The organism is Pseudobdellovibrionaceae bacterium (assembly GCA_019637875.1).
GTDB lineage: Bacteria > Bdellovibrionota > Bdellovibrionia > Bdellovibrionales > Bdellovibrionaceae > JAHBUW01.
This window is the reverse complement of record JAHBUW010000003.1, coordinates 343,992-362,174: the sequence shown is the minus strand read 5'-3', so window position 1 is coordinate 362,174 and position 18,183 is coordinate 343,992. Positions and strand designations below refer to the sequence as shown.

Sequence of the window (18,183 nt, the reverse complement as noted above, 5' to 3'; positions counted from 1 at the left end):
CTCTTGGCTTAGGATCCGTTGAGTTTCGGAGAAATTTTTGGTTTCCAACTTTTCAAGAAGCTCAAGTTTCGCTTCGCCCTCCATCTTCACCGCGAACCGCTTTTCGGCTGCTTTGATCGTCTGTGCGGCGAGCGCGATCTGGGACAGATTGATCCGTCCCTCTTCGATCTTCAAAGCGACTTCAGGGATTTCACCGAGAAGCCGCGCAGCCGAGATCCGTCGCTGGGCCGATCCCGCCGAATAGCCATGGGCTTGGGTGAGGTACTCAAAAAGATTTGGGTAAGCTTGGTCGAGATAGAGCTTGCGATGGTCGATCTCGAGAATGCATTCAAGCACCAAGTGCGTGATCTTGCGTTCGGTGCGCACGAGTTTTTCGAAACGAGCCAAAAGATTGACGTCGGTGAGATTCGCGAGATTCATATTCAGATCCTTTCTGCGACAAGACAGGATCTGTGTATCACGGGTTTCTAAAGCGTGATTTTCGAGTTTTTTGCCAAGGGTATCGGCGCATGGGTAAGGATGAAAATCCACTGTGACATTCGCTTATAGGACCTGGGTGCGCTCGAAATTGAGAATGCACGTCCGGCCTCATCGTTGGAAAACGTTCCTCTCACGCAGGCTGGTGAGAGGCCCGAAATCCCGTCAAGAACAACTTTGTCACATCGCATTTTGATTCTCTTCTTCATGACAGGCTTCCGCCGATTTACTTCCGATTCGGAAGTGCGCACGGGCCTCGTGTGGTTTTACGCGACCTCCGCCGTCTCGCGGGATGTCCCAGTCTCCCGATCCGGTCGATCGCGTCGCGAGCCTCTTTCAAAAGCCAAGACATCGCTTCCGGATCCTGGTGTTTCGGTCGGGATGTCGCTCATTCTTATGGTGCCGAAGTTTTTGAGTCCTGCCGGGAGATTAGACCCCGCCCTGTCGTACGAAAGAATTCACCACCAAAAATCCTGGCGGGGCATCGGTCCGCGCTTGCGGTAGGCCGTGAGGAGTCGCGTGTAACGTGCGTCCGTCATATCGAGCGGCGTGTGCTTCGCCGCGAGCAGGTAGTTCTCGGTGGGCCAGCAGTTCCGTGTCGAGCGGCGCCAATCGTAGCCTTGCTCGTCGAGATGGAATAGCCCGTAGGCACGAATACGACCGGTGAGGTCGACATATGGATCGAGGTAGGAGGCCGCCAGGGCCCGCGGGCTTGGGAAAATCGCCGGACGGCCGTGCAAACCTTCGTCGCGACTGCGGCCGATCGCCCCGTAAAGGCCCTCGGTCACTTGCGAACGGAAGACGTAGACGACGTGATCCAGGCGGTCGTGGGATTCCAGGCTCATGATGATGGGCGGGTAACCGTGAACTTCAAGTACGGCCGCCGCGGCGAGGGCGGCTTCCATGCAGTGGGCTTCGCGACGATGGAGTGCGGTCGCCGCCGAATACATCGTCGCATTTTTGTTGTAGTTGAAGCCGTACAGAAGTTGCTGCATTTGGCGCGGCGTACGCACCGTCCGCGCCACCGAAAAAATGGGATCCATCCCTTTATCTTGGAGGGCGGGCCTCGGCTTTGACAAGCATCGTGCGAGGCCTAGGGAGCTTTTCCGAAAAGTTCGGGGATCAGCGCGGGACGATCGCCGCGCACTTGGTACAGGCGGGTTGCGCCGCCAAAGGACTCGATGAAAAGGACTCGCCCTTGGGAGCGTCCCCGAGCGCTGTCTTCTTGGTCCGCAAGTCCGATGTAAATGGAAAGCCCGGGCGTGGCGGACTTTCCGTTCTGGATCGACGAACGACGCGGATCCAGATATTTCTCGGCGCGTGCGACTTTCACTTTGTAACCCGAGGCGAATTTCAGCACGAAGACGAAGTAAGTTTTCTTCGCGTCGTGACCCATAAATGCATAGTCGATGGAGCCATCACCGTTGAAGTCTCCGCGTGCGGCCATGGGCAGCTCATGCGCGCGTGCGGTGAAAAGTTCCCGCACCGGTGCGGGATAGTCGTTCATTTCGTAGGTCGTGAAACGGGGATTCCATTTTTCGATGGCCCTTTTCGCGGCATGATCGATTTTCAGCGAACGCATCGCTTCGATGTCGATGGTCTGCGCCCCGACGGAAATCGCTCCCAGAGTGCAAATCAAGAAAATCAGACGATGAATCATGGCGAGTCCCCCGGTTAGGGAAATGCAACCTGACGGCCAGCCCGAGGCGATTCAGAAGGAGATGGGGCACCGGGAAAACGACATATGTTGGAACACTATTCAGATCGGCGCGTCCTCAGATCGAAGGAGTGTCTCAACGTGGGACAAATAAAAAAGGGCGCCCGAAGGCACCCTTTCAAAGAGAGAAGTCTGGTGGGGCGTGAGCCCCGCCGAATTACTTCTTCAGTTTTTTCGCTTCAGTCGCTTTGCAAGTATCCAGGTCTTTACCTGTTTTGCCTGCGCACTTGTCGTCGTGCTTCACAGCATCGTGACCCGCGTGTGCATCAGCTGCGGGAGCAGTGGTGGTGGTTGTAGTGGTGGTGGTGGGTTTTGCGGGAGCTGCGGGCGAGTTTGCCAGAGCTGCGCATGCCGACAACGAGACGATTGCCAATACGATCGCTTTCATTTCCTTCTCCTTAGTTGAAGGGTAGTTCAGAACTTGGTTGGAGTTCTTCGTTCAAAGTCTGAACCTGGCCCCTGACCTTGGAAAGAGTTTGTGCGTGATGTTAAGTTGGTGGTTACTTCTTCTTCTTGGAGTCGTCTTCCGGAGCCATCGGGTCTTCCGGCCAGGCATGTTTGGGGTAACGGGCGCGCAGGTCTTTGCGGACGTCTTTGTAGCTCGAACTCCAAAACCCCTTCAGGTCCTGGGTCCTTTGGGCGGGCCGATTGTTCGGCGCCAAGAGGTCGACGACGAGCGGAACCCCGCAGATCTTCGGGCTTTCTGGCCATCCGAAGGCATCTTGAATTCTGACTTCCACGAGGGGGGCGGCGTTGCCTCCGGGTTCGGGATACTGAATGGAAACCTGTCGTCCCCGGGGGGTGACAAGGCTTGCGGGGCAGGCTTTGTCGAAAGCGCGCGCCTCTTCCGCCAGCAAGACCGAGCTCAAAATTATGGAAAAGTCCTTCTCCCAAAGCGGGTTCAAGGACTTCTCGCCTTGGGTGGCCCAGGTCAGAACCTCGCGGAGTTGTTCGGCGGACGGGTCCAGTCCCACGCCGTCTTTGCGATGGGTGATGTAAAACCGGTAGCGGGCCAGCCAGTCCTTGACGCTCCCATTGCGGGCGACGATCTCGGACCAGCGACCCAGGGCCACGTCGACCAGGGCGTCGGCCACATCTTCGGGTCGCGCGGTTTCACGGTGGGGTTCACTCAGCCACAGCCCGCGCAGACGCGGGCCTACGGTGACTTCGAAGCTTTGGTTTTTGGCGTTCCATTCCACCGTCCGGATTTTTTCGGCGCGGGGAAGAACCGCGCTTTGGACGAATGACGGTGACAGCTTGAACACGAGCGAACACTGGGTGTCGTTGTCGGCCAAACCTTCGATAAGTTCTAACGCCAAAAAGACGTCGAGTCCCGTCGCGGCCCAGGGCCCTGGCGGCAGTTTCAGTCCACGCGGAGCGGGATCCGCTCCGCCTGAGCCCACCATGACCGCGCTCAAATCCTGTTGCGGGCGTCGGCGCGAAAGCCGATCGGGGAATGCGGCGTACATCATCTCTTCCAGAAGTCGGTGATCCTCGCGCCCTTGTTCACCCGCGCGGGGAAGCAGGCGCAGGAGCTGCTCTTCCGTGCGACGACTCCACGAGAAGCGTGCGGGACCGCCGCCGTATTGATGAAGGCCCAGCTCCAGATCTTGAAACGGCCGTCCCTCTTGTCCCCAGGATTGCAAAAGCGCCGCGACCCGTGCGCCCAACCGACCTGCGCCCTTTTGGACCGCCACGGCCAGCAGTTTCCCCCAGCGCGGATGCAGCGGATAGCGGTTCACCGTTTCACCGAGCGCGGTCAAACGCCCATCGCTATCGATGAGCTCGAGTTCGCGCAAAAATAAACGCGCCTTTTTCCAGCGCTCCGGTGGCGGTGGATCCAGCCACAGCATCTTCGCGGGATCCAGTACGCGTAGTCCCGCGAGCGTCATGGTCAGTTCGCTGAGGTCGATGCGGTGGATCTCGGGCGGGCGTTCGAACGGCATCGAACGCTCGTCGTGCACGCTCCACATCTGGAGCGCCAGGCCCGGCCCTTGGCGGGCGGCGCGACCCGCGCGCTGCACGCTGGACGCGTGCGAGATGCGCACCAGATCCAGCGAGGGAAAACCGGTTTTATGATGAAGTTGCTGCATCCGCTCGAGGCCCGAGTCGATGACGGTGTCGACCCCATCCAAGGTCAGTGCGCTTTCGGCGACGTTCGTCGCCAGAATCACGCGACGACGGCCCGGCGTGGGGGTGAGCGCCTTGAGCTGTTCGGCGACCGGAAGCTGCGCGTGCAAAGGCAGAACCGTGGCGTCGATCTTTTTCTCACGCAGGCGCTCGCCCAGGTTTTGGATCTCGCGCGTACCGGGCAGGAAAACGAGGACGTCTTTTCGTCCGGGCGAATCGTTCAAACCCTCGCGCACCTTTTCCACCAACCGGTCGTACCAGTCGGGACCGGGACGCAAAATCATCGCGCGCGCGTCCGTACGCACTTCGAGCGGATGCGGGGGCGCGACGACTTCGAAAACCTTGGCGCGGGGAAGGGCGCGCTCCAGCTCACTGATCTGGAGTGTGGCCGACATGATCACGATCCGCAGATCGGGGCGGAAGTTCTCTTGCAGTTCGAGCAGCAAGGCGAGCGCGGTTTCGGTGTGCACGCTACGCTCGTGGAATTCGTCCAGGATCACGCAGTCCACGCCTTCGAGGGCGGGGTCGTCCTGGAGTTTGCGTTGCAAAAGCGCTTCGGTCAGGAACAAAAGCCGCGTGGCTTTCGAGGATTTGTCCTCGAACCGGATCTGGTAACCGACGAGGTCACCGACCGTGACGCCCTCTTCCTGCGCGATCCGGTGGCTGGCGGTGACGGCGGCGATCCGGCGGGGCTCGAGCACCAGAATTTTTCCGGGAAGTCGGCGCAGCAGCGCGGGGGGAAGTCGTGTCGTCTTCCCCGAGCCGGGGGACGCCGCCATCAAAACGAGATTTTCGTTCGCGATGAGTTCCGTCAGCGCGGGTAGATGCTCGTCGATAGGCAGGTCGATGCGTCTCATTTGGCTCCGGGATACATGAGCGCGATCAGCTCCGCCTTCTCGGCCGGAACCTTGCCGGGGAGCTCGCGGCCTTTCGCCTCGACGACGAGCTCATTGTCTTGCGTGAGGTTGAGCGCGATCAGAAAACGCCGGTCCGGATGAAACTGCGCGGCCTCCTGAATCCACTTCTTGCAGCGGTAGGGAGTTTCCAGAAGAACGACCGCGCGGTTTTCACGCGCGAGCGCTTTCCATGCGGGTTCGCGCTCTTCGGTTTTCACCGGCAAAAAACCGCGGAACAAAAATTCGTCCAGACGTTCGCCGCTCAAACTCAGAAGGGTCATCAGGCTGCTCGCCCCCGGCAGCGCCCGCACGCGAATTCCCGCCGCGCGACAGGCGCGGACCAGATCCGCCCCCGGATCGCAGAAACCCGGCGTGCCGCAGTCGGTGATCAGCGCGACCTCGTGCTCGCGGCACAGGGCGGTCAGCTCTTGCAGATCGTCGGGCGTGGAGTGCTCGTTCAGCGTTTCGTAGCTGCCCTTGGTGATCCCGTGGGCGCGCAACCAGCGGGTGGACTCTTTGCGTTCCTCCACGATGATGTGGGTCGCGGCACGTAGCGCTTCGAGCCCGCGCAGGGTGAAATCGTCCTGATGTCCAATGGGTGTGGGTACGAGAGTGAGCGGCATAGTGCAGTGTTCTATTTACCCGAAGAAAGCGGGTGAGGCGAGGTCAATTTTACTTGTTCCCCGCCCCCAAACCTCCTAGATCAAAGCCATCGTTTTACGTGTTCCCGGGGGGGAGTATGTCGCTTTGGACGAAGTGCGCATCGACCGCATTGGTCGCGGTTTCCATGGGCCTCGTGGCCTGCCACAATTCACAAACATCGGGTTTTCGAATCGACCCCGCTCCGGCGGCCATCGACGCTTCGTTTGACGTGACGACCTCGGGCCGCGCGGGGGCAACCCGTCCCGGCGGCTTCGTCATTGGGCTGAAGAAAAGCTCGCTCGAAAAGTACTTCTTGCTGATCCCGCAACTGCGTTCGGGCGGCGCCGCCGGCCACGTCAGCCTGTTCGAGCCCCAAGTGGTGTACTTCAAACTGGCGGGCGCGCAGGTCGGGCTTTTCGAGTTGAACGTCGCCCGTATCTACGAGGACATCACCACCGATAATCTGGTGCAGACCTTCCCCGTCGCCTACGAAACGGCGGACTACGTTTACTTTGATTGGAACTACGGTCTGAGCGCCATCGTCGCGCGTTCGCCCTACGCGGGCGCGATGCCCGGGGCGCGCCGTCTGTTCACCGAAGGCACGGATCAGCTGCTCGACGTCGTACAGAGTTTCATCGACGCCGCGGAATTCAAAAACAACGTCCTGCGCGTGCGTCAGGTCTCGCGCGTGCGCGAAGCGGTTCTCCGTTTCCGCAAAGATCCCTCGCAGCTGACCCCCGAGGACGGCGGCGAGGTCGGCATTTCGGAAATGCGCGACAGCACGATGACGATGGATCTCGTCCTGCGTCCTTACGACGTGGCGAAGAAAAACATCGAGCCCCGTTGGTCGAAAATTTCGAAGGGCTTCGGTTACTTCACACGTCTGATGGGTCAGGCCGGCTCGGCCGCCCCGCGTGAGGCCATCCTGCGTTGGGACACGTCGCCCGAGCGCGGACCGATCCGCGTCCGCATCTCGCAAAACGTGCCCGCGCATCTGATTCCGGCCGTGCGTGAAGGCATCGAGTACTGGAATCGCGTCCTGGGCCGCGACATCCTGAAAGTGGAAACCGGCGTTTCGCCGCAAACGGGTCTGGAAGAGCGCACCGTGATGGTGCACTGGGTGGACTGGCGTGACGCGGGTTTCGCGTACGCAGGCTTTCAATCCGATCCTTTGACGGGCGAAATCATCCAGGGCCAGATTTTCATGACCTCGAGCTGGATGCTGTCGGGACAAAGTTACGAAGACCTGAAAGGTTCGCTGTCACGTCGGGTGGACCCGCGCGTGCATCCCCATCCCGCGGGCGCAAAACCTCTCGCTTCATCCTGCGCGTACCATGCTGACGCCGGTCGCATCTGGACCGAACGCGCGCCGGGCGCTTTGACTGAACAGGCCCTTCCCCACGTCATTCGCGGGGTCGTCGCCCACGAAATGGGTCACGTCATGGGTCTGCGGCATAACTTCGCGGGCTCATTCTACAACGGCGTCGACGAGGCCGTGCATCTGGAAAAAACGCGCGAGTTCCTGAAGACGGGCGCGATCGCGGCGCTCCCGACCGCGACCTCGATCATGGATTATTCCAACGCCATCGACGACGTGATGAACGGGAAGTTCATCCAGTCGGGGGTTCTGAGCTACGATGAAAGCGTCGTTGCCTGGGGTTATCGCGGCGACGAATCGAAGAAGAGCCTGCCTTTCTGCACCGACGATCACATGACGCCCGAGCTGAAATCCATCGGCTGCGACGTTTTCGATTCGGCCCGCCACCCGGTGGCTTTCGGGATCGTCACCGACGCTTGGTTGCGGGGGCGCGGTCTGTGGCGCGACTTCGCGCAGATCGTGAACGCGCTTCGCCCGGACGCGCAGACCGTGGTCGATCTTGACGACGTCCTGAACGCGAAAGAAAAACTCGTCGCGAACACGCCCGCCATCGGTGATTTCGTGGGGACCCGCGCGCTGTTCAGCGAGCGCCAGAAAACCCACGACACCAAAGACTTGAAAAACTGGGAAGAGCCCGCCGCCGCCGAAAAAGCGCAGAAGGAAGCCTGGGAAACCCAGGCTCAGGAAGTCGGCTTGGTGGCTTTGTTCGAACTGGCGCTGCCGTTCACCACCGACGCGAACGGCGTGCGCGCCTTGGATCAAACTTACTGGAGCCGTCAGCTGAAGGCGATGGTCGCCACGCCGAAGTTCCAGAAGGGGCAAAACTTCAACCAGATCGCCTACGATCTGTCCTCGGTGGAAACCCAACGCCTAGAGAAGTTCTTCGAGGTGAAGCTCGGTAAAAATCCGTTCCAGACGGGCTTCGTCGTTTTGACTCAAGCCTTCCCCGGACCCGAACGTTTGGTGCCGAACCCCGCCACCGGCAAACCGGAAAAGAAGGTCGTGAAGTACCAAAACTTCCCGAAACTGAAAGCGCAGATGCCGCAGGTCTTGGACCTGTCGTTGGCGCTCGCGCGCGCCGAGACCGGTCGCAAGCTTGTCGCCGTTGCGGATGGGGTCAGGGTGGAAGTGCCCCAGCGTCTGTTCGCGCCCGCATTGTTCGTAGAGTTCGCGGGACTTTTTGATGAACGCTACAATCCCAACGCCGAGGCGGGGCTGAAGGCGACGTTGCTCGCGTCGCTGAAGACCGAACTGAACGCCGTCTACGCCGCTTGGGGAATCCCGGACGCGGCCCCGCTGGCAACCGCGGAACTGCGTCGTCTTTACACCGAAAAGTCGGTTGCGGCGGCGCCGGAAGCGAAAGCCTTCGTCGAAGGGGAACTCGCGCGGTTGGAAGCTTTGGAGGCGGCCTTCGCGAAGGCCGAGCCGAAAGCGGCGACTAGCGAGGAATAAAGTTCGTGTAAATGGGCGGCAGGCTCTTCGCGAGGGCCGCCCAGTCGACGCGGAAATCGTCGATGGTACGGAGATCGCTCGGGCTCGGCATTTTTCGCGAGTGGGTGGTGTCCACGAAGATCAGCTCCACCTCGGGATGCCGGACGCGGATCTTGTCCAGATTCACCGGCTCGTTCTCGTAAAACCAAATTTTCCCATGGGTGCCCTTGGGAATCGCGTCGAACCACTGCTCTTTGAAGGCGTGGTCTTCGATCCCGGTCGCGGGTTTCATCACGAGTTCCGCGCCGTCCGCGGCCAAAGGGAATCGGTGCGCGCGTAGGCCCTCTAGGCTGCCGCTCAGCATTTTCGAAGTGTCGCGTCCGGTGAGGTAAATCAGTTTCACGCCCAGGGCTTCGACGAAACGTACGAAATCCACGGCGCCCGGCAGGGGCTGATCGAAACGCAGATACTCATTGGAAAAGAAGTGGCGAATCCAGAACTCGCGGGCCCGGTTGATCAGCTCGGGATTTTTCAGGTGCAGGCCCGCGCGTTCGACGATGGTGCGGATGCCCCAGTCGTGGCGTTCGGCCTTCAGTGACGCCAGCAGGGCCGCATTGACGGGATCCAGCGCCACGATATCCGCCTGCCCGGCGAAGTCATGCAGGATGCGTTGGATGCGGGGGCTGACGTCGAACAGGGTCGAATCCAGGTCGAAAACCATCATCAGATGCTCGCCCCGGTGGCGGCGCTCGGCGGTTTCAAGCAGGATGTGTTGCAGAATGGGAGCCGAGCGTGAATTCATTCCCCGATTCAACGATGGAAGCCCCCCGGGCGTCAAATCCGCCGTGATTTTTCGCCGCGCTCGGGGGAAGCTCGAGCCCGATGCGTTTCGTAATTTACGGCTTTCTATTTTGTTCGACCGCGGTGCTGCTGGTTCTTTTTCAGAACTGCACGACCGCGGGACAACTGCGGGTCAAAGATCCCGTCAGCGCGATGGACGCGGGGGATGTGAAGCTGCGTTTGGAAGCCGCCGCGAAAACCTGCGCGGATTTTCGTGCGCAAGTCGTGACGAAACGTTTGCCGACGGGAGTGAAGCTGGAAGGCACGGCGAATTTCGTCGCGAAGGCCGATCAGGTGGACTCCATCGCGGGCTCGGGGAACCTTGTCCTGATCGGGGAAACACCGAACGCGAAAGTCACAAGCCTTGGTGCTTTTCAAGGCAACGTCTATCTTTGTGGAATAAGTGTGGAGCGGGTGCTCGAAAGTTTTCGCGGTAACCTGATCAGCGTCGGCGGTCAGGTGACCTCGATGGAATCCCCCATCGCCAACCTCACGCTGCTGGGCGCGGAAAACACCGAATTGCCTCGTGATTTTCGGGGGAGTGTCGTCAGTGGGACGACTCTCGCGACGGGACGCGGTCTGACGTATTCTGGACAATGATGCGGAGTGAACGCCTTGTCCTGGGTGGGGCACCACCGTATGGATGAGCGCGTGAGTTTTCGAAACGCGATTTTTCTTTTGGTCTGCGCGCTTTCCCTCGGCGGCTGTTTGAGCCGTAAAGGCGAATTGGGAAGCGCCCAGAATCCGGTCAAACTCTTCTTCACGCCCGCCGTCGACGCGCAAGTGATCGAGGACAACTCCATCGCGCTGAAACAACACCTCGAAAAAGTCACTCCCTACCACTACGAAATTTCGGTTCCGCAGAGTTACATCGCCGTGGTCGAAAGCTTCGGCACGAAGCGCGCGGATGTGGCCGCGATCAATACGGCGGGTTATCTTTCGGCGCGGCAGAAGTACGGCGTGACGGCGGGGATCACGGTCATTCGTTTCGGCACCGACAAATACTACGCCCAGTTCGTCGTGAAAAACGACAGTCCCATCCAGAAGCTCGCGGATCTCGAAAACAAAAAAATCGCCTTCGTCGACGCGGGCTCGACCTCGGGTTATCTGCTGCCGATGAAAATGCTGAAAGACGCGGGCATCAATCCGAAAGAGATCGTCTTTGCCGGGAAACACGACAGCGTCATCATGATGGTCTATCAGGGCACGGTCGATGCCGGAGCGACCTTCTACGTCGCACCCAGTGGGAGCGCCAGTGAACTGGCGGCGGGCGGTGGCGAAATCCAGGACGCGCGCCGTTTGGTGAAAACCCAGTACCCCGACGTGGAACAGAAAATCCGCATCCTGCAATTGTCGGAAGGCATTCCGAACGACCCCATCATCTTCCGCGAAGGCGTGCCCGCCGAAATGAAGGAAAAGATCACCGCGGCCTTCATCGATTTCATCCATACGCCCGAGGGCAAGGTGGCCTTCGATAAGATCTTCGGCGTGACGGACCTCAAGCGCGCGAGCGACGCCGACTATGAACCCGTCCGCCAGATGATCGAAACCGTCGGCGACGCCGTCGATCGCATGATGAAGAAGGGGAGCTGATGATCCTGCAAGTCCGCAATCTCTCCAAGACCTACGAGAACGGAACCCGCGCACTCAAAGACGTGAGCTTCGACGTGAAGAAGGGCGAGTTCTTGGTCGTGATCGGGCTCAGTGGCTCGGGGAAGTCGACGCTGCTGCGTTGCCTGAACCGTCTGCACGAGCCGACCTCGGGGCAAATCTTGTTTAACGATCAAGACATCGCGTCGATTCCCGGCGGGCAGCGGCTGCGCGACGTGCGTCGACGGATCGCGATGATCTTTCAAAGCTTCAACTTGATCCCGCGCCATAGCGTGATGTCGAACGTCCTGATGGGGCGTTTGGGAATCACCTCGACCTGGCGTTCGGTCTTTGGCCTGTTCACCGCGCGCGATAAAGAACTCGCGCGCCAGGCGCTCCAGCTCGTCGGTATCGCGGGCAAGTCCGGCGTGCGCGCCGATCAGCTGTCGGGTGGACAGCAGCAGCGCGTGGCCATCGCCCGCGCGCTCACGCAAGAACCCGAAATTCTGCTGGCGGACGAACCTGTCGCAAGTCTTGATCCCGCGACCTGCCACACCGTCATGGATTATCTGCGTAAGGTGAACCGCGAACGGGGCGTGACCGTGATTTGCAATTTGCACTTTCTGAGTCTCGTGCGTGAGTACGCGACCCGCGTGATCGCGTTGCGGGGTGGGGAACTCGTCTTCGAAGGCAAACCCGAAGAGATCACCACCGAATGGTTCAGCAAAATTTACGGGGAGGCCGCGCGTGACATCAGCACCGAATAAACTGCTGAACAAAGGACTGACCCGCGCCATCCGTCGCCACATCATGGACTCCGTGATCTACGCCTATCTGGCGGCGGTCGCGCTGATCGTGATCTTCCGCGTGGATGAGGACGGCATGTTGATGCTGACCCGGAACGCGACGGTCTTCGGAGTGCTGCTGTTGGGCGGCTTGATCCTGAACGTCGCGCTGCATGCCCGCGACGTCGGGACCTTGGGCGATTTGCTTTTCCCGAAACCGGGGCAGGGTGATTTCACCGAACGCGAGGCGGTGCCGTGGTACCGCACCTTCGTGGGCTGGCAGCTCGCGATCTTCCTGCTGGTAACGTTCATCGTCGGCGCGAAAGTGACGGCGGTTTCGGTCACGGAATTTTTGGACCGCGATGGCTTCCAGGGCGCGGTGCGGATTTTCGATAGTTTCATGAATCCCGATTGGGCGCTGCTCCCGCGTGCGGTGGCGAAAGTCATCGAGACCATTTTCATGGCGTTCATGGCGACCGCGCTGGCGGTGCCCGTCGCCTTCGTGCTTTGCTTTTTGGCCGCGAAGAACGTGATGCGCGAACCTTGGGCCTTTGCGATCTACGCGACCTTGCGTTTGTTCATGAACGTCACCCGTTCGGTCGAGGCGTTGATCTGGGCCATTGTCTTTTCGGTCTGGGTCGGGATCGGACCCTTCGCGGGGATGCTCGCGCTGTGGGTGCATTCCGTCGTCTCGTTGGCGAAACAGTATTCGGAGTTCGTCGAGGGTGTCTCGGACGGCCCCATCGAGGGGGTGCAGAGCACCGGCGCCGGCATCCTGCAAACGATCTGGTTCGGAATGGTTCCGCAAGTCGTGCTTCCCTTCATCTCGTATACCATTTACCGTTGGGATACGAACATCCGTATGGCGACCATCGTGGGGTTCGTCGGCGGAGGCGGTATCGGCACCTTGCTGTTCATGTACCAGCAGCAGGGAAAATGGGCCGAGGTCGGCACGATCGTGATCGTCATCGCGTTCGTGGTTTGGTTGATGGACACGGCTTCGGCCTACGTCCGGGAGGCTTTGAAGTGAGTCAAGTGTTCGAGTATCCGGTTCAAATTCGCGAATTTCATCTGGATACCTTCGGGCACGTGAACAACGCCGCTTACCTTTCAATCTTCGAAGAGGCGCGCTGGGACCTGATCACGAAAAACGGTTACGGCCTCAAACAAGTTCACGAATTCAAAAAAGGTCCCGTCATCCTGGAAGTGAACCTCAAATTCCAGAAAGAGCTTCGCCTGCGCGAGACCATCACGGTCACCACCACGATGGAAAGTTACCAGGGGAAGATCTTCGTGCTCTTGCAGAAAATGCTGAACGCGAAAGGCGACGTCTGTTGCGAGGCCCGCTTCACCGGTGGCCTCTTCGATTTGCAAGAGCGTAAACTCATCACGGCGACGCCCGAATGGATGAAGGCCGTCGGACTATGAGTTTGATCCTGCGGCGCGCGGGGGACCTGGTCGTCTTCGACAAACCCGCCGGCATGAGCGTGCACAACGAGAAGCCCTCGCTCCTCGAGCAGGTCACGCGGGAATTTCCGAAACTCCACTTCGTGAATCGTCTGGACCGTGAAACCAGCGGGCTGGTCGTCGCGGTGACCGAGCCTTCCGCGGTCGAGTCCTTGACCCAAGCGCTTCATGGCGAGGCCAGCGCGCGCAAAATCTACCGCGCCATCGTGAAGTCCCCCCGCGATCCCGCGGCGTGGTTCGGGAAGACGGGCGGGACGGCCCAGGCCTTCACGTTTCGGGATGCGTTGAGCGACCGTGCCGAAGGCCGGCAAAATCCCCTGGGCCATCCCCGCGAGCGGATCGAGGCCGTCACCCACGGAAAAGTCACCGGCGAGACCGAGTTCTTCTGGGATGTGGAATTCACGATCGAAACCGGACGCCAGCACCAGATCCGTAAACATGCGGCCTTTCATCAGCTCCCCATCGTGGGCGATTCGCGCTACGGACGGGACGCGCTGAACGCTAAGGTCACCGAGACTTACGGCGTTTCGCGGATGATGCTCCACGCTTGGCGACTCGAGTTCGTCTGGCGCGGGGAGCCCCACTCTTTCGAGGCGCCGCTTCCGGAAGAGTTCGCCAAGCTCGTTGCCCCGACTTCAGTCCGGTAGCGCGAAGCCCGCCGCATCCTTTATGCTCAAAGGGATGAAACTCGTTTTTCTGTTTTTCGTCCTTTGGGGTGGCCTCTCGGATGCGCAAGGGCAGGTGCCGCCGTACCGGGCCGTGCAGAATGATCCGATGGGTGAGGTTTCTACGATTTCGATGGAGCGCGCCCGCGTGCTGTTCACGCGCTTTCAGCGCGAGACCTCGATTCCCTACAACTACCCGATGGATGGCTGCTACGCCCGGGCAACGGCCATGGCGCGGATCGCGCAAAAGCAAGGGCTGACGATGGGCAAGGTCTTCACGCACGGAATGCTTCAGGTCCGCACGGGCAATCCCGGATATCCCTTGGTGCAATGGGGTTATCATGTCGCGCCCATCATCGAGGTTCGTCAGGCCGACGGCTCGGTGAAGAAAATGGTTTTCGATCCGTCGCTGTTCGATCGTCCCGTCACCGTGGACGAATGGAACCAGCGGATGCTCGATCAAGTTCCGGCGTCGGAGGGCGGTTTCACGCCGCGGATCGAGAGAACTTACTTCACCAGCCGCTTCCAGCATTTCCCGAATCAAAGAGACGCCGGTTACTGGTCGCGCGACACTTTGAACAACGTCCATTACACGTTCGAGCGTTACCGTCCGCTGGAGCGTCGTCCCCCGGTGGCGAAGCCCGCCGCTTCGTCGGCCGCGGAAGAAGGAGTCCATTGATGAAATCCATTTTGGTCCTCACGTTTTGTATTTTGAGCGCGGCGCTCGCTGGGGGAAAAGCTCCGGTGGCGAAGGGGAAGACACTGCAAGGTTACAAACGCCATATGGCGTCGACCCATCTGACCTACGAAGGGGCCTTGGTTCGCTACTTTGATGAGGGCGTCAACTTCTTCATCCAGATCGAGGGGCAGGCGGGGCTTTACCGTTTTCCGAAGTCCGCCGACTCGAGCGCCGAGCTTAAAACTTTCCTGGATGATAAGCTCAAATCCAAAAAGAAAATCAAGCTCGAGGTCAACGCCCACACGGGCGAGATCGTCACGCTGGCCGAGTAAGGGCGATCTCGCTCGTCTAAAGCAGATGGCGTCCGTCGAATTTGGTTACGGTCAAAGTATCGAGATCGACGCCATCCAGGCAGCGCGCGTTCACGGCTGCCATCGGACCTTCCGGAGATTCTCCGCGACCGAAAGGTGCGCAGCCACAGGTTCCGCAGAACGTGAAGTGGATCTGCTTTTGGCCCCATTGATAGTCTTTGAGGGCCGACTCTCCCGCGAGGATTTTGAAGTTCTTCATCGGCGCGAAGGCCAGCAAGTGACCGCGACGCTGGCAGATCGAACAGTTGCAGGACATGACGTCTTTGATTTCGGTTTCAATTTCGAATTTCACGGCTTGGCAATGGCAACTTCCGGTGTAGCGCATGGGGGCCTCCGGGCTTGACGATAGGTCGAATCGCTCGGGCGATCAAGTCCGTAGCACCCGCGTTCGCAGGAGGCGGTAAGCGCCCACCGCGATGACCGCGAGCAGGCATCCGTACAGCGTCGCCTGGAAGCGCGTCAGCGCGAGCTGCACGTCAACGCGTGGCTCTTGCGGCAGCGCGAGCAGGAACACCACGAAAATGGAAACTCCGAACGAAGCGACCGCGTAATTGCGTTTCAAAGCGTAGGGCAGCAGGTAGGCGCTTAGCCCGATGCCGCCGATCAAAAAAGCCGGATAAGGGAACGCGAACAACAGGAGCTCGGCCGCGAGCACGCCCACGGCGGTGCCGACGAAACGGTGCGCGACCCGGTACAGGCTTTCGCGATGATCCGGGCGCAGGACGAGCATGACCGTTACGACCATCCAGTAGCCGCGCTCCATATGGAGCGTCTCTTCGATCGTGATCGCGGCGAAGGTCGCCGCGCTGAAACTCAGGGCGTAAAGATGGCGTTCGCGGTTCGCGGTGAAGATGCGACGTACGGACTCGCGCAGGGTCACGAAACTTTCCGAACGTCCACGCAGATAACCCGCCGACAAAATCATGCCGACGATGACGGTGAGGTACGCGAAGAGCGCGTATCCGTACAGTAAGGCCTCGCGTTCGGGGGTGGGCAGCGGTTGGTGCGTGACCACGACGACCGAGATGGTTCCGAATAGCAGCATCCGTTCGGCCTCGGCTCCCAGTCCGCCCAGTAGACCTAACAGATAAATGGGAACTACGACCGCCAGCAGATAGCCCGCGAGGTTTCCGTGCAGAAGCGCGCCCGCGGTGAAACCCAGCGTGATCATGAAAAAGGTCAGGGCCGCGATAAGGAGCCGGTGCAGAAGCGTGCCCAGATGGTCGTTCAGCGAAACGAAGTAGCCGATCAAGGCGGCGAAGATCGCGGCGTCGAGATGGCTTTGCCACCAGCCGACGAGAAGGGGCGCGGTGGTCGCGCACGCACAGATCGCCATGCGGGCCCAGGGGACGGGGGCGGGATTCGACTTCAGTAGTGCGCGGCCGTGGGATCTCCAACGCTCATCCATACGTTGCCACTTTAACGCGCCTCCGCGTGGGCGTCCAACAGGCCTTATTTTAGCCCAAAAATCGGGCGTTCTGCGGGGCTTCTCGCTCAATTCGCTTCGGCGGTCCGAGTTCGTTGACTCATTTCACCCCGCTCGATACCCCTTTACCCTCTCAATCAACGGGGGTTTCGGGATGCAGCTTTTCATCGTCAGCTTCGCGCTGACCTATGTGATCTCTCTTTATTTCTACCGCAATCCCATGAAGCACTCGAAGAAGTTCGTCTGGCGCCGGTTCCTGAGCTGGTTCCCTCTCGGCATGACTTACGCCTTCATCTATCTGGCGCGCTACAATCTGGATGCGCTCGCCACGGCCGAAGTCATCACGAAAGCCGAGAAGGCGCAGATTTCGGGCTGGGGATTCTTGGTTTACGCCATGGCTCTTTTCACCACGGGACCCTTCGTCGATCGCATCGGCGGCAAGAAGGGGATGATCATGGCGGCGCTCGGTGCCGCGATCTTCAATATCTGTATGGGTTGGGCGCTCTACATCTATCTGCACGATCCCACGGCGCTCCCGATCGTTCCCGTGCTGGCGGCTTTCTACTCGTTGAATATGTTCTTCCAGAGCTTCGGGGCGATCTCGACGATCAAGGTGAAGTCGTTCTGGTTCCACGTGCGTGAGCGCGGGACGTTCGGCGCGATCTTCGGAACCTTGATTTCGCTCGGGGTTTACTTCGCCTTCGACTGGACTGAAGCCATCGTCCGTGCGGTGAAGCTGAACGCGGATCCCGATGCGGGCTTGTTCCGCGAATGGATGCAGTTCCTGTTCGTCTCGCCTTCGACGAGCGTGCCTTCGTTCTGGCTTTTGTTCTTCATCCCGGCGGGGCTTTTGATCATCTGGGCGCTGATCGACATGATCCTCATCAAGGACTCGCCGGATGATGCGGGCTTCGGGAAACTGGAAACCCACGATGCCTCCCACGGCCAAAGCGAAGCCGATCTGAACACTTGGTGGAAGGTCATCAAGGCCGTCATGACGAACCGGGTTCTGCTCATGATCGGGGTGATCGAGTTCACGTCGGGCGTCCTGCGTGACGGGGTCATGAAGTGGTACCGTCTGTTCGCCAAAGACACCGGCATGGGTGTGGACAACATCATGCAGAACTGGGGACTGTGGGCGATGGTCACCGGGATCGTCGGCGCGTTCATCGCGGGCTGGGTCTCGGATAAGTACTTCCACTCGCGCCGTGCGCCGGTTGCCGGCATCATGCAGGCCGTGATGTTCGTCGCCGCGCTGGCGATGCTGCTGACCATCGGTCACAACCCGATGGTCGTCGGTGTCAGTGCGATCATGATCATGATGGCCGTGATCGGGGTTCACTCGATCATGTCGGGCACCGCGACCGCCGATTTCGGAGGCCGCAAAGGCGCCGCCACCGCCACGGGCGTGGCCGACGGCTTCTCGAAGATGGGCTCCTCGTTCCAGGAGTTCGTCCTGGGCGCGATCATCATGCACGACACCTGGCACTACTGGCCGGCGTTCCTGATGCCGTTCACGCTGCTGGGCCTGTTCTTCGCGATCAAGCTCTGGCGCGAACTTCCCGAAGGCACAAAGAAGTACCTCGCCGAAGTCGAGAAGATTAAGGTCAAATAGGTACCTTCTTCCCTTTGGTGGCGGACGGCCAGTCTCGCAGGTGCGTTATCCCCCGTGATTTCGCACCTCTTTAG

The 18,183-nt window shown here is 59.9% G+C and carries 19 protein-coding genes; 10 read left to right on the top strand and 9 right to left on the bottom strand.

Features of this window, described 5'->3' with window-relative positions; genetic code table 11:
- The 6 genes from KF767_06495 to KF767_06470 all read right to left on the bottom strand — a co-directional run.
- On the bottom strand, positions 1-420 hold a 420-nt coding region (locus tag KF767_06495; GenBank protein ID MBX3017516.1), incomplete at its 3' end, for a DUF222 domain-containing protein.
- A gap of 515 nt (positions 421-935) precedes the next feature.
- Positions 936-1,520 (bottom strand): hypothetical protein, encoded by a 585-nt coding sequence (locus KF767_06490; protein ID MBX3017515.1) that lies wholly within the window; start codon positions 1,518-1,520, stop codon positions 936-938.
- A gap of 50 nt (positions 1,521-1,570) precedes the next feature.
- Complete coding sequence (locus tag KF767_06485; protein ID MBX3017514.1) at positions 1,571-2,137, bottom strand: hypothetical protein; 567 nt, start codon at positions 2,135-2,137, stop codon at positions 1,571-1,573.
- A gap of 214 nt (positions 2,138-2,351) precedes the next feature.
- Complete coding sequence (locus tag KF767_06480; GenBank protein MBX3017513.1) at positions 2,352-2,582, bottom strand: hypothetical protein; 231 nt, start codon at positions 2,580-2,582, stop codon at positions 2,352-2,354.
- Between the two features lie 112 nt (positions 2,583-2,694).
- Complete coding sequence (gene hrpB, locus KF767_06475; GenBank protein MBX3017512.1) at positions 2,695-5,181, bottom strand: ATP-dependent helicase HrpB; 2,487 nt, start codon at positions 5,179-5,181, stop codon at positions 2,695-2,697.
- The gene (locus KF767_06470) at positions 5,178-5,843 is read right to left on the bottom strand and encodes a methyltransferase (GenBank protein MBX3017511.1); all 666 of its coding nucleotides are present in this window, start codon (positions 5,841-5,843) and stop codon (positions 5,178-5,180) included. The genes hrpB and KF767_06470 overlap by 4 nt, the downstream gene beginning before the upstream one ends.
- A gap of 116 nt (positions 5,844-5,959) precedes the next feature.
- Here KF767_06470 and KF767_06465 point away from each other — a divergent pair, with 116 nt between their 5' ends.
- Positions 5,960-8,692: a zinc-dependent metalloprotease gene (locus KF767_06465; protein MBX3017510.1), complete on the top strand. Its 2,733-nt coding sequence runs from the start codon at positions 5,960-5,962 to the stop codon at positions 8,690-8,692.
- Here KF767_06465 and KF767_06460 read toward each other — a convergent pair.
- Positions 8,679-9,473: an HAD family hydrolase gene (locus KF767_06460; protein MBX3017509.1), complete on the bottom strand. Its 795-nt coding sequence runs from the start codon at positions 9,471-9,473 to the stop codon at positions 8,679-8,681. The genes KF767_06465 and KF767_06460 overlap by 14 nt on opposite strands.
- Positions 9,474-9,553: 80 nt before the next feature.
- Here KF767_06460 and KF767_06455 point away from each other — a divergent pair, with 80 nt between their 5' ends.
- From KF767_06455 to KF767_06420, 8 genes are read left to right on the top strand one after another with little or no spacing between them, the layout of a single operon-like run.
- Complete coding sequence (locus tag KF767_06455) at positions 9,554-10,111, top strand: hypothetical protein (GenBank protein MBX3017508.1); 558 nt, start codon at positions 9,554-9,556, stop codon at positions 10,109-10,111.
- A gap of 39 nt (positions 10,112-10,150) precedes the next feature.
- Positions 10,151-11,104, top strand: a complete 954-nt coding sequence (locus KF767_06450; GenBank protein ID MBX3017507.1) for a phosphate/phosphite/phosphonate ABC transporter substrate-binding protein — start codon at positions 10,151-10,153, stop codon at positions 11,102-11,104.
- Positions 11,104-11,868: a phosphonate ABC transporter ATP-binding protein gene (gene phnC / locus KF767_06445; protein MBX3017506.1), complete on the top strand. Its 765-nt coding sequence runs from the start codon at positions 11,104-11,106 to the stop codon at positions 11,866-11,868. The genes KF767_06450 and phnC overlap by 1 nt, the downstream gene beginning before the upstream one ends.
- Positions 11,869-11,911: 43 nt before the next feature.
- Positions 11,912-12,916 carry a phosphonate ABC transporter, permease protein PhnE gene (gene phnE, locus KF767_06440; GenBank protein ID MBX3017505.1) on the top strand — a complete coding sequence of 335 codons (1,005 nt, stop codon included), beginning with the start codon at positions 11,912-11,914 and terminating at the stop codon, positions 12,914-12,916.
- Positions 12,913-13,314 (top strand): acyl-CoA thioesterase, encoded by a 402-nt coding sequence (locus tag KF767_06435; GenBank protein MBX3017504.1) that lies wholly within the window; start codon positions 12,913-12,915, stop codon positions 13,312-13,314. The genes phnE and KF767_06435 overlap by 4 nt, the downstream gene beginning before the upstream one ends.
- Positions 13,311-14,000 carry an RNA pseudouridine synthase gene (locus KF767_06430; protein MBX3017503.1) on the top strand — a complete coding sequence of 230 codons (690 nt, stop codon included), beginning with the start codon at positions 13,311-13,313 and terminating at the stop codon, positions 13,998-14,000. The genes KF767_06435 and KF767_06430 overlap by 4 nt, the downstream gene beginning before the upstream one ends.
- Before the next feature lie 34 nt (positions 14,001-14,034).
- On the top strand, positions 14,035-14,697 hold the full coding sequence (locus KF767_06425; protein ID MBX3017502.1) for a hypothetical protein: 663 nt from the start codon (positions 14,035-14,037) through the stop codon (positions 14,695-14,697).
- A complete protein-coding gene (locus tag KF767_06420; GenBank protein ID MBX3017501.1) occupies positions 14,697-15,029 on the top strand; it encodes a hypothetical protein in 333 nt (110 codons plus the stop codon). Before KF767_06425 ends, KF767_06420 begins: the two co-directional genes overlap by 1 nt.
- 16 nt (positions 15,030-15,045) lie before the next feature.
- Here KF767_06420 and KF767_06415 read toward each other — a convergent pair whose 3' ends face one another.
- Positions 15,046-15,393, bottom strand: coding sequence for a GFA family protein (locus tag KF767_06415; protein ID MBX3017500.1), 348 nt, complete (start codon positions 15,391-15,393; stop codon positions 15,046-15,048).
- Between the two features lie 42 nt (positions 15,394-15,435).
- Positions 15,436-16,476, bottom strand: a complete 1,041-nt coding sequence (locus tag KF767_06410; GenBank protein ID MBX3017499.1) for an FUSC family protein — start codon at positions 16,474-16,476, stop codon at positions 15,436-15,438.
- Positions 16,477-16,648: 172 nt separating this feature from the next.
- On the opposite strand from KF767_06410, the gene KF767_06405 reads away from it, so the two are divergent.
- Entirely contained in the window at positions 16,649-18,109 is a 1,461-nt protein-coding gene (locus tag KF767_06405) for an MFS transporter (protein ID MBX3017498.1), read from the top strand.
- The last annotated feature ends 74 nt before the right edge of the window (positions 18,110-18,183 follow it).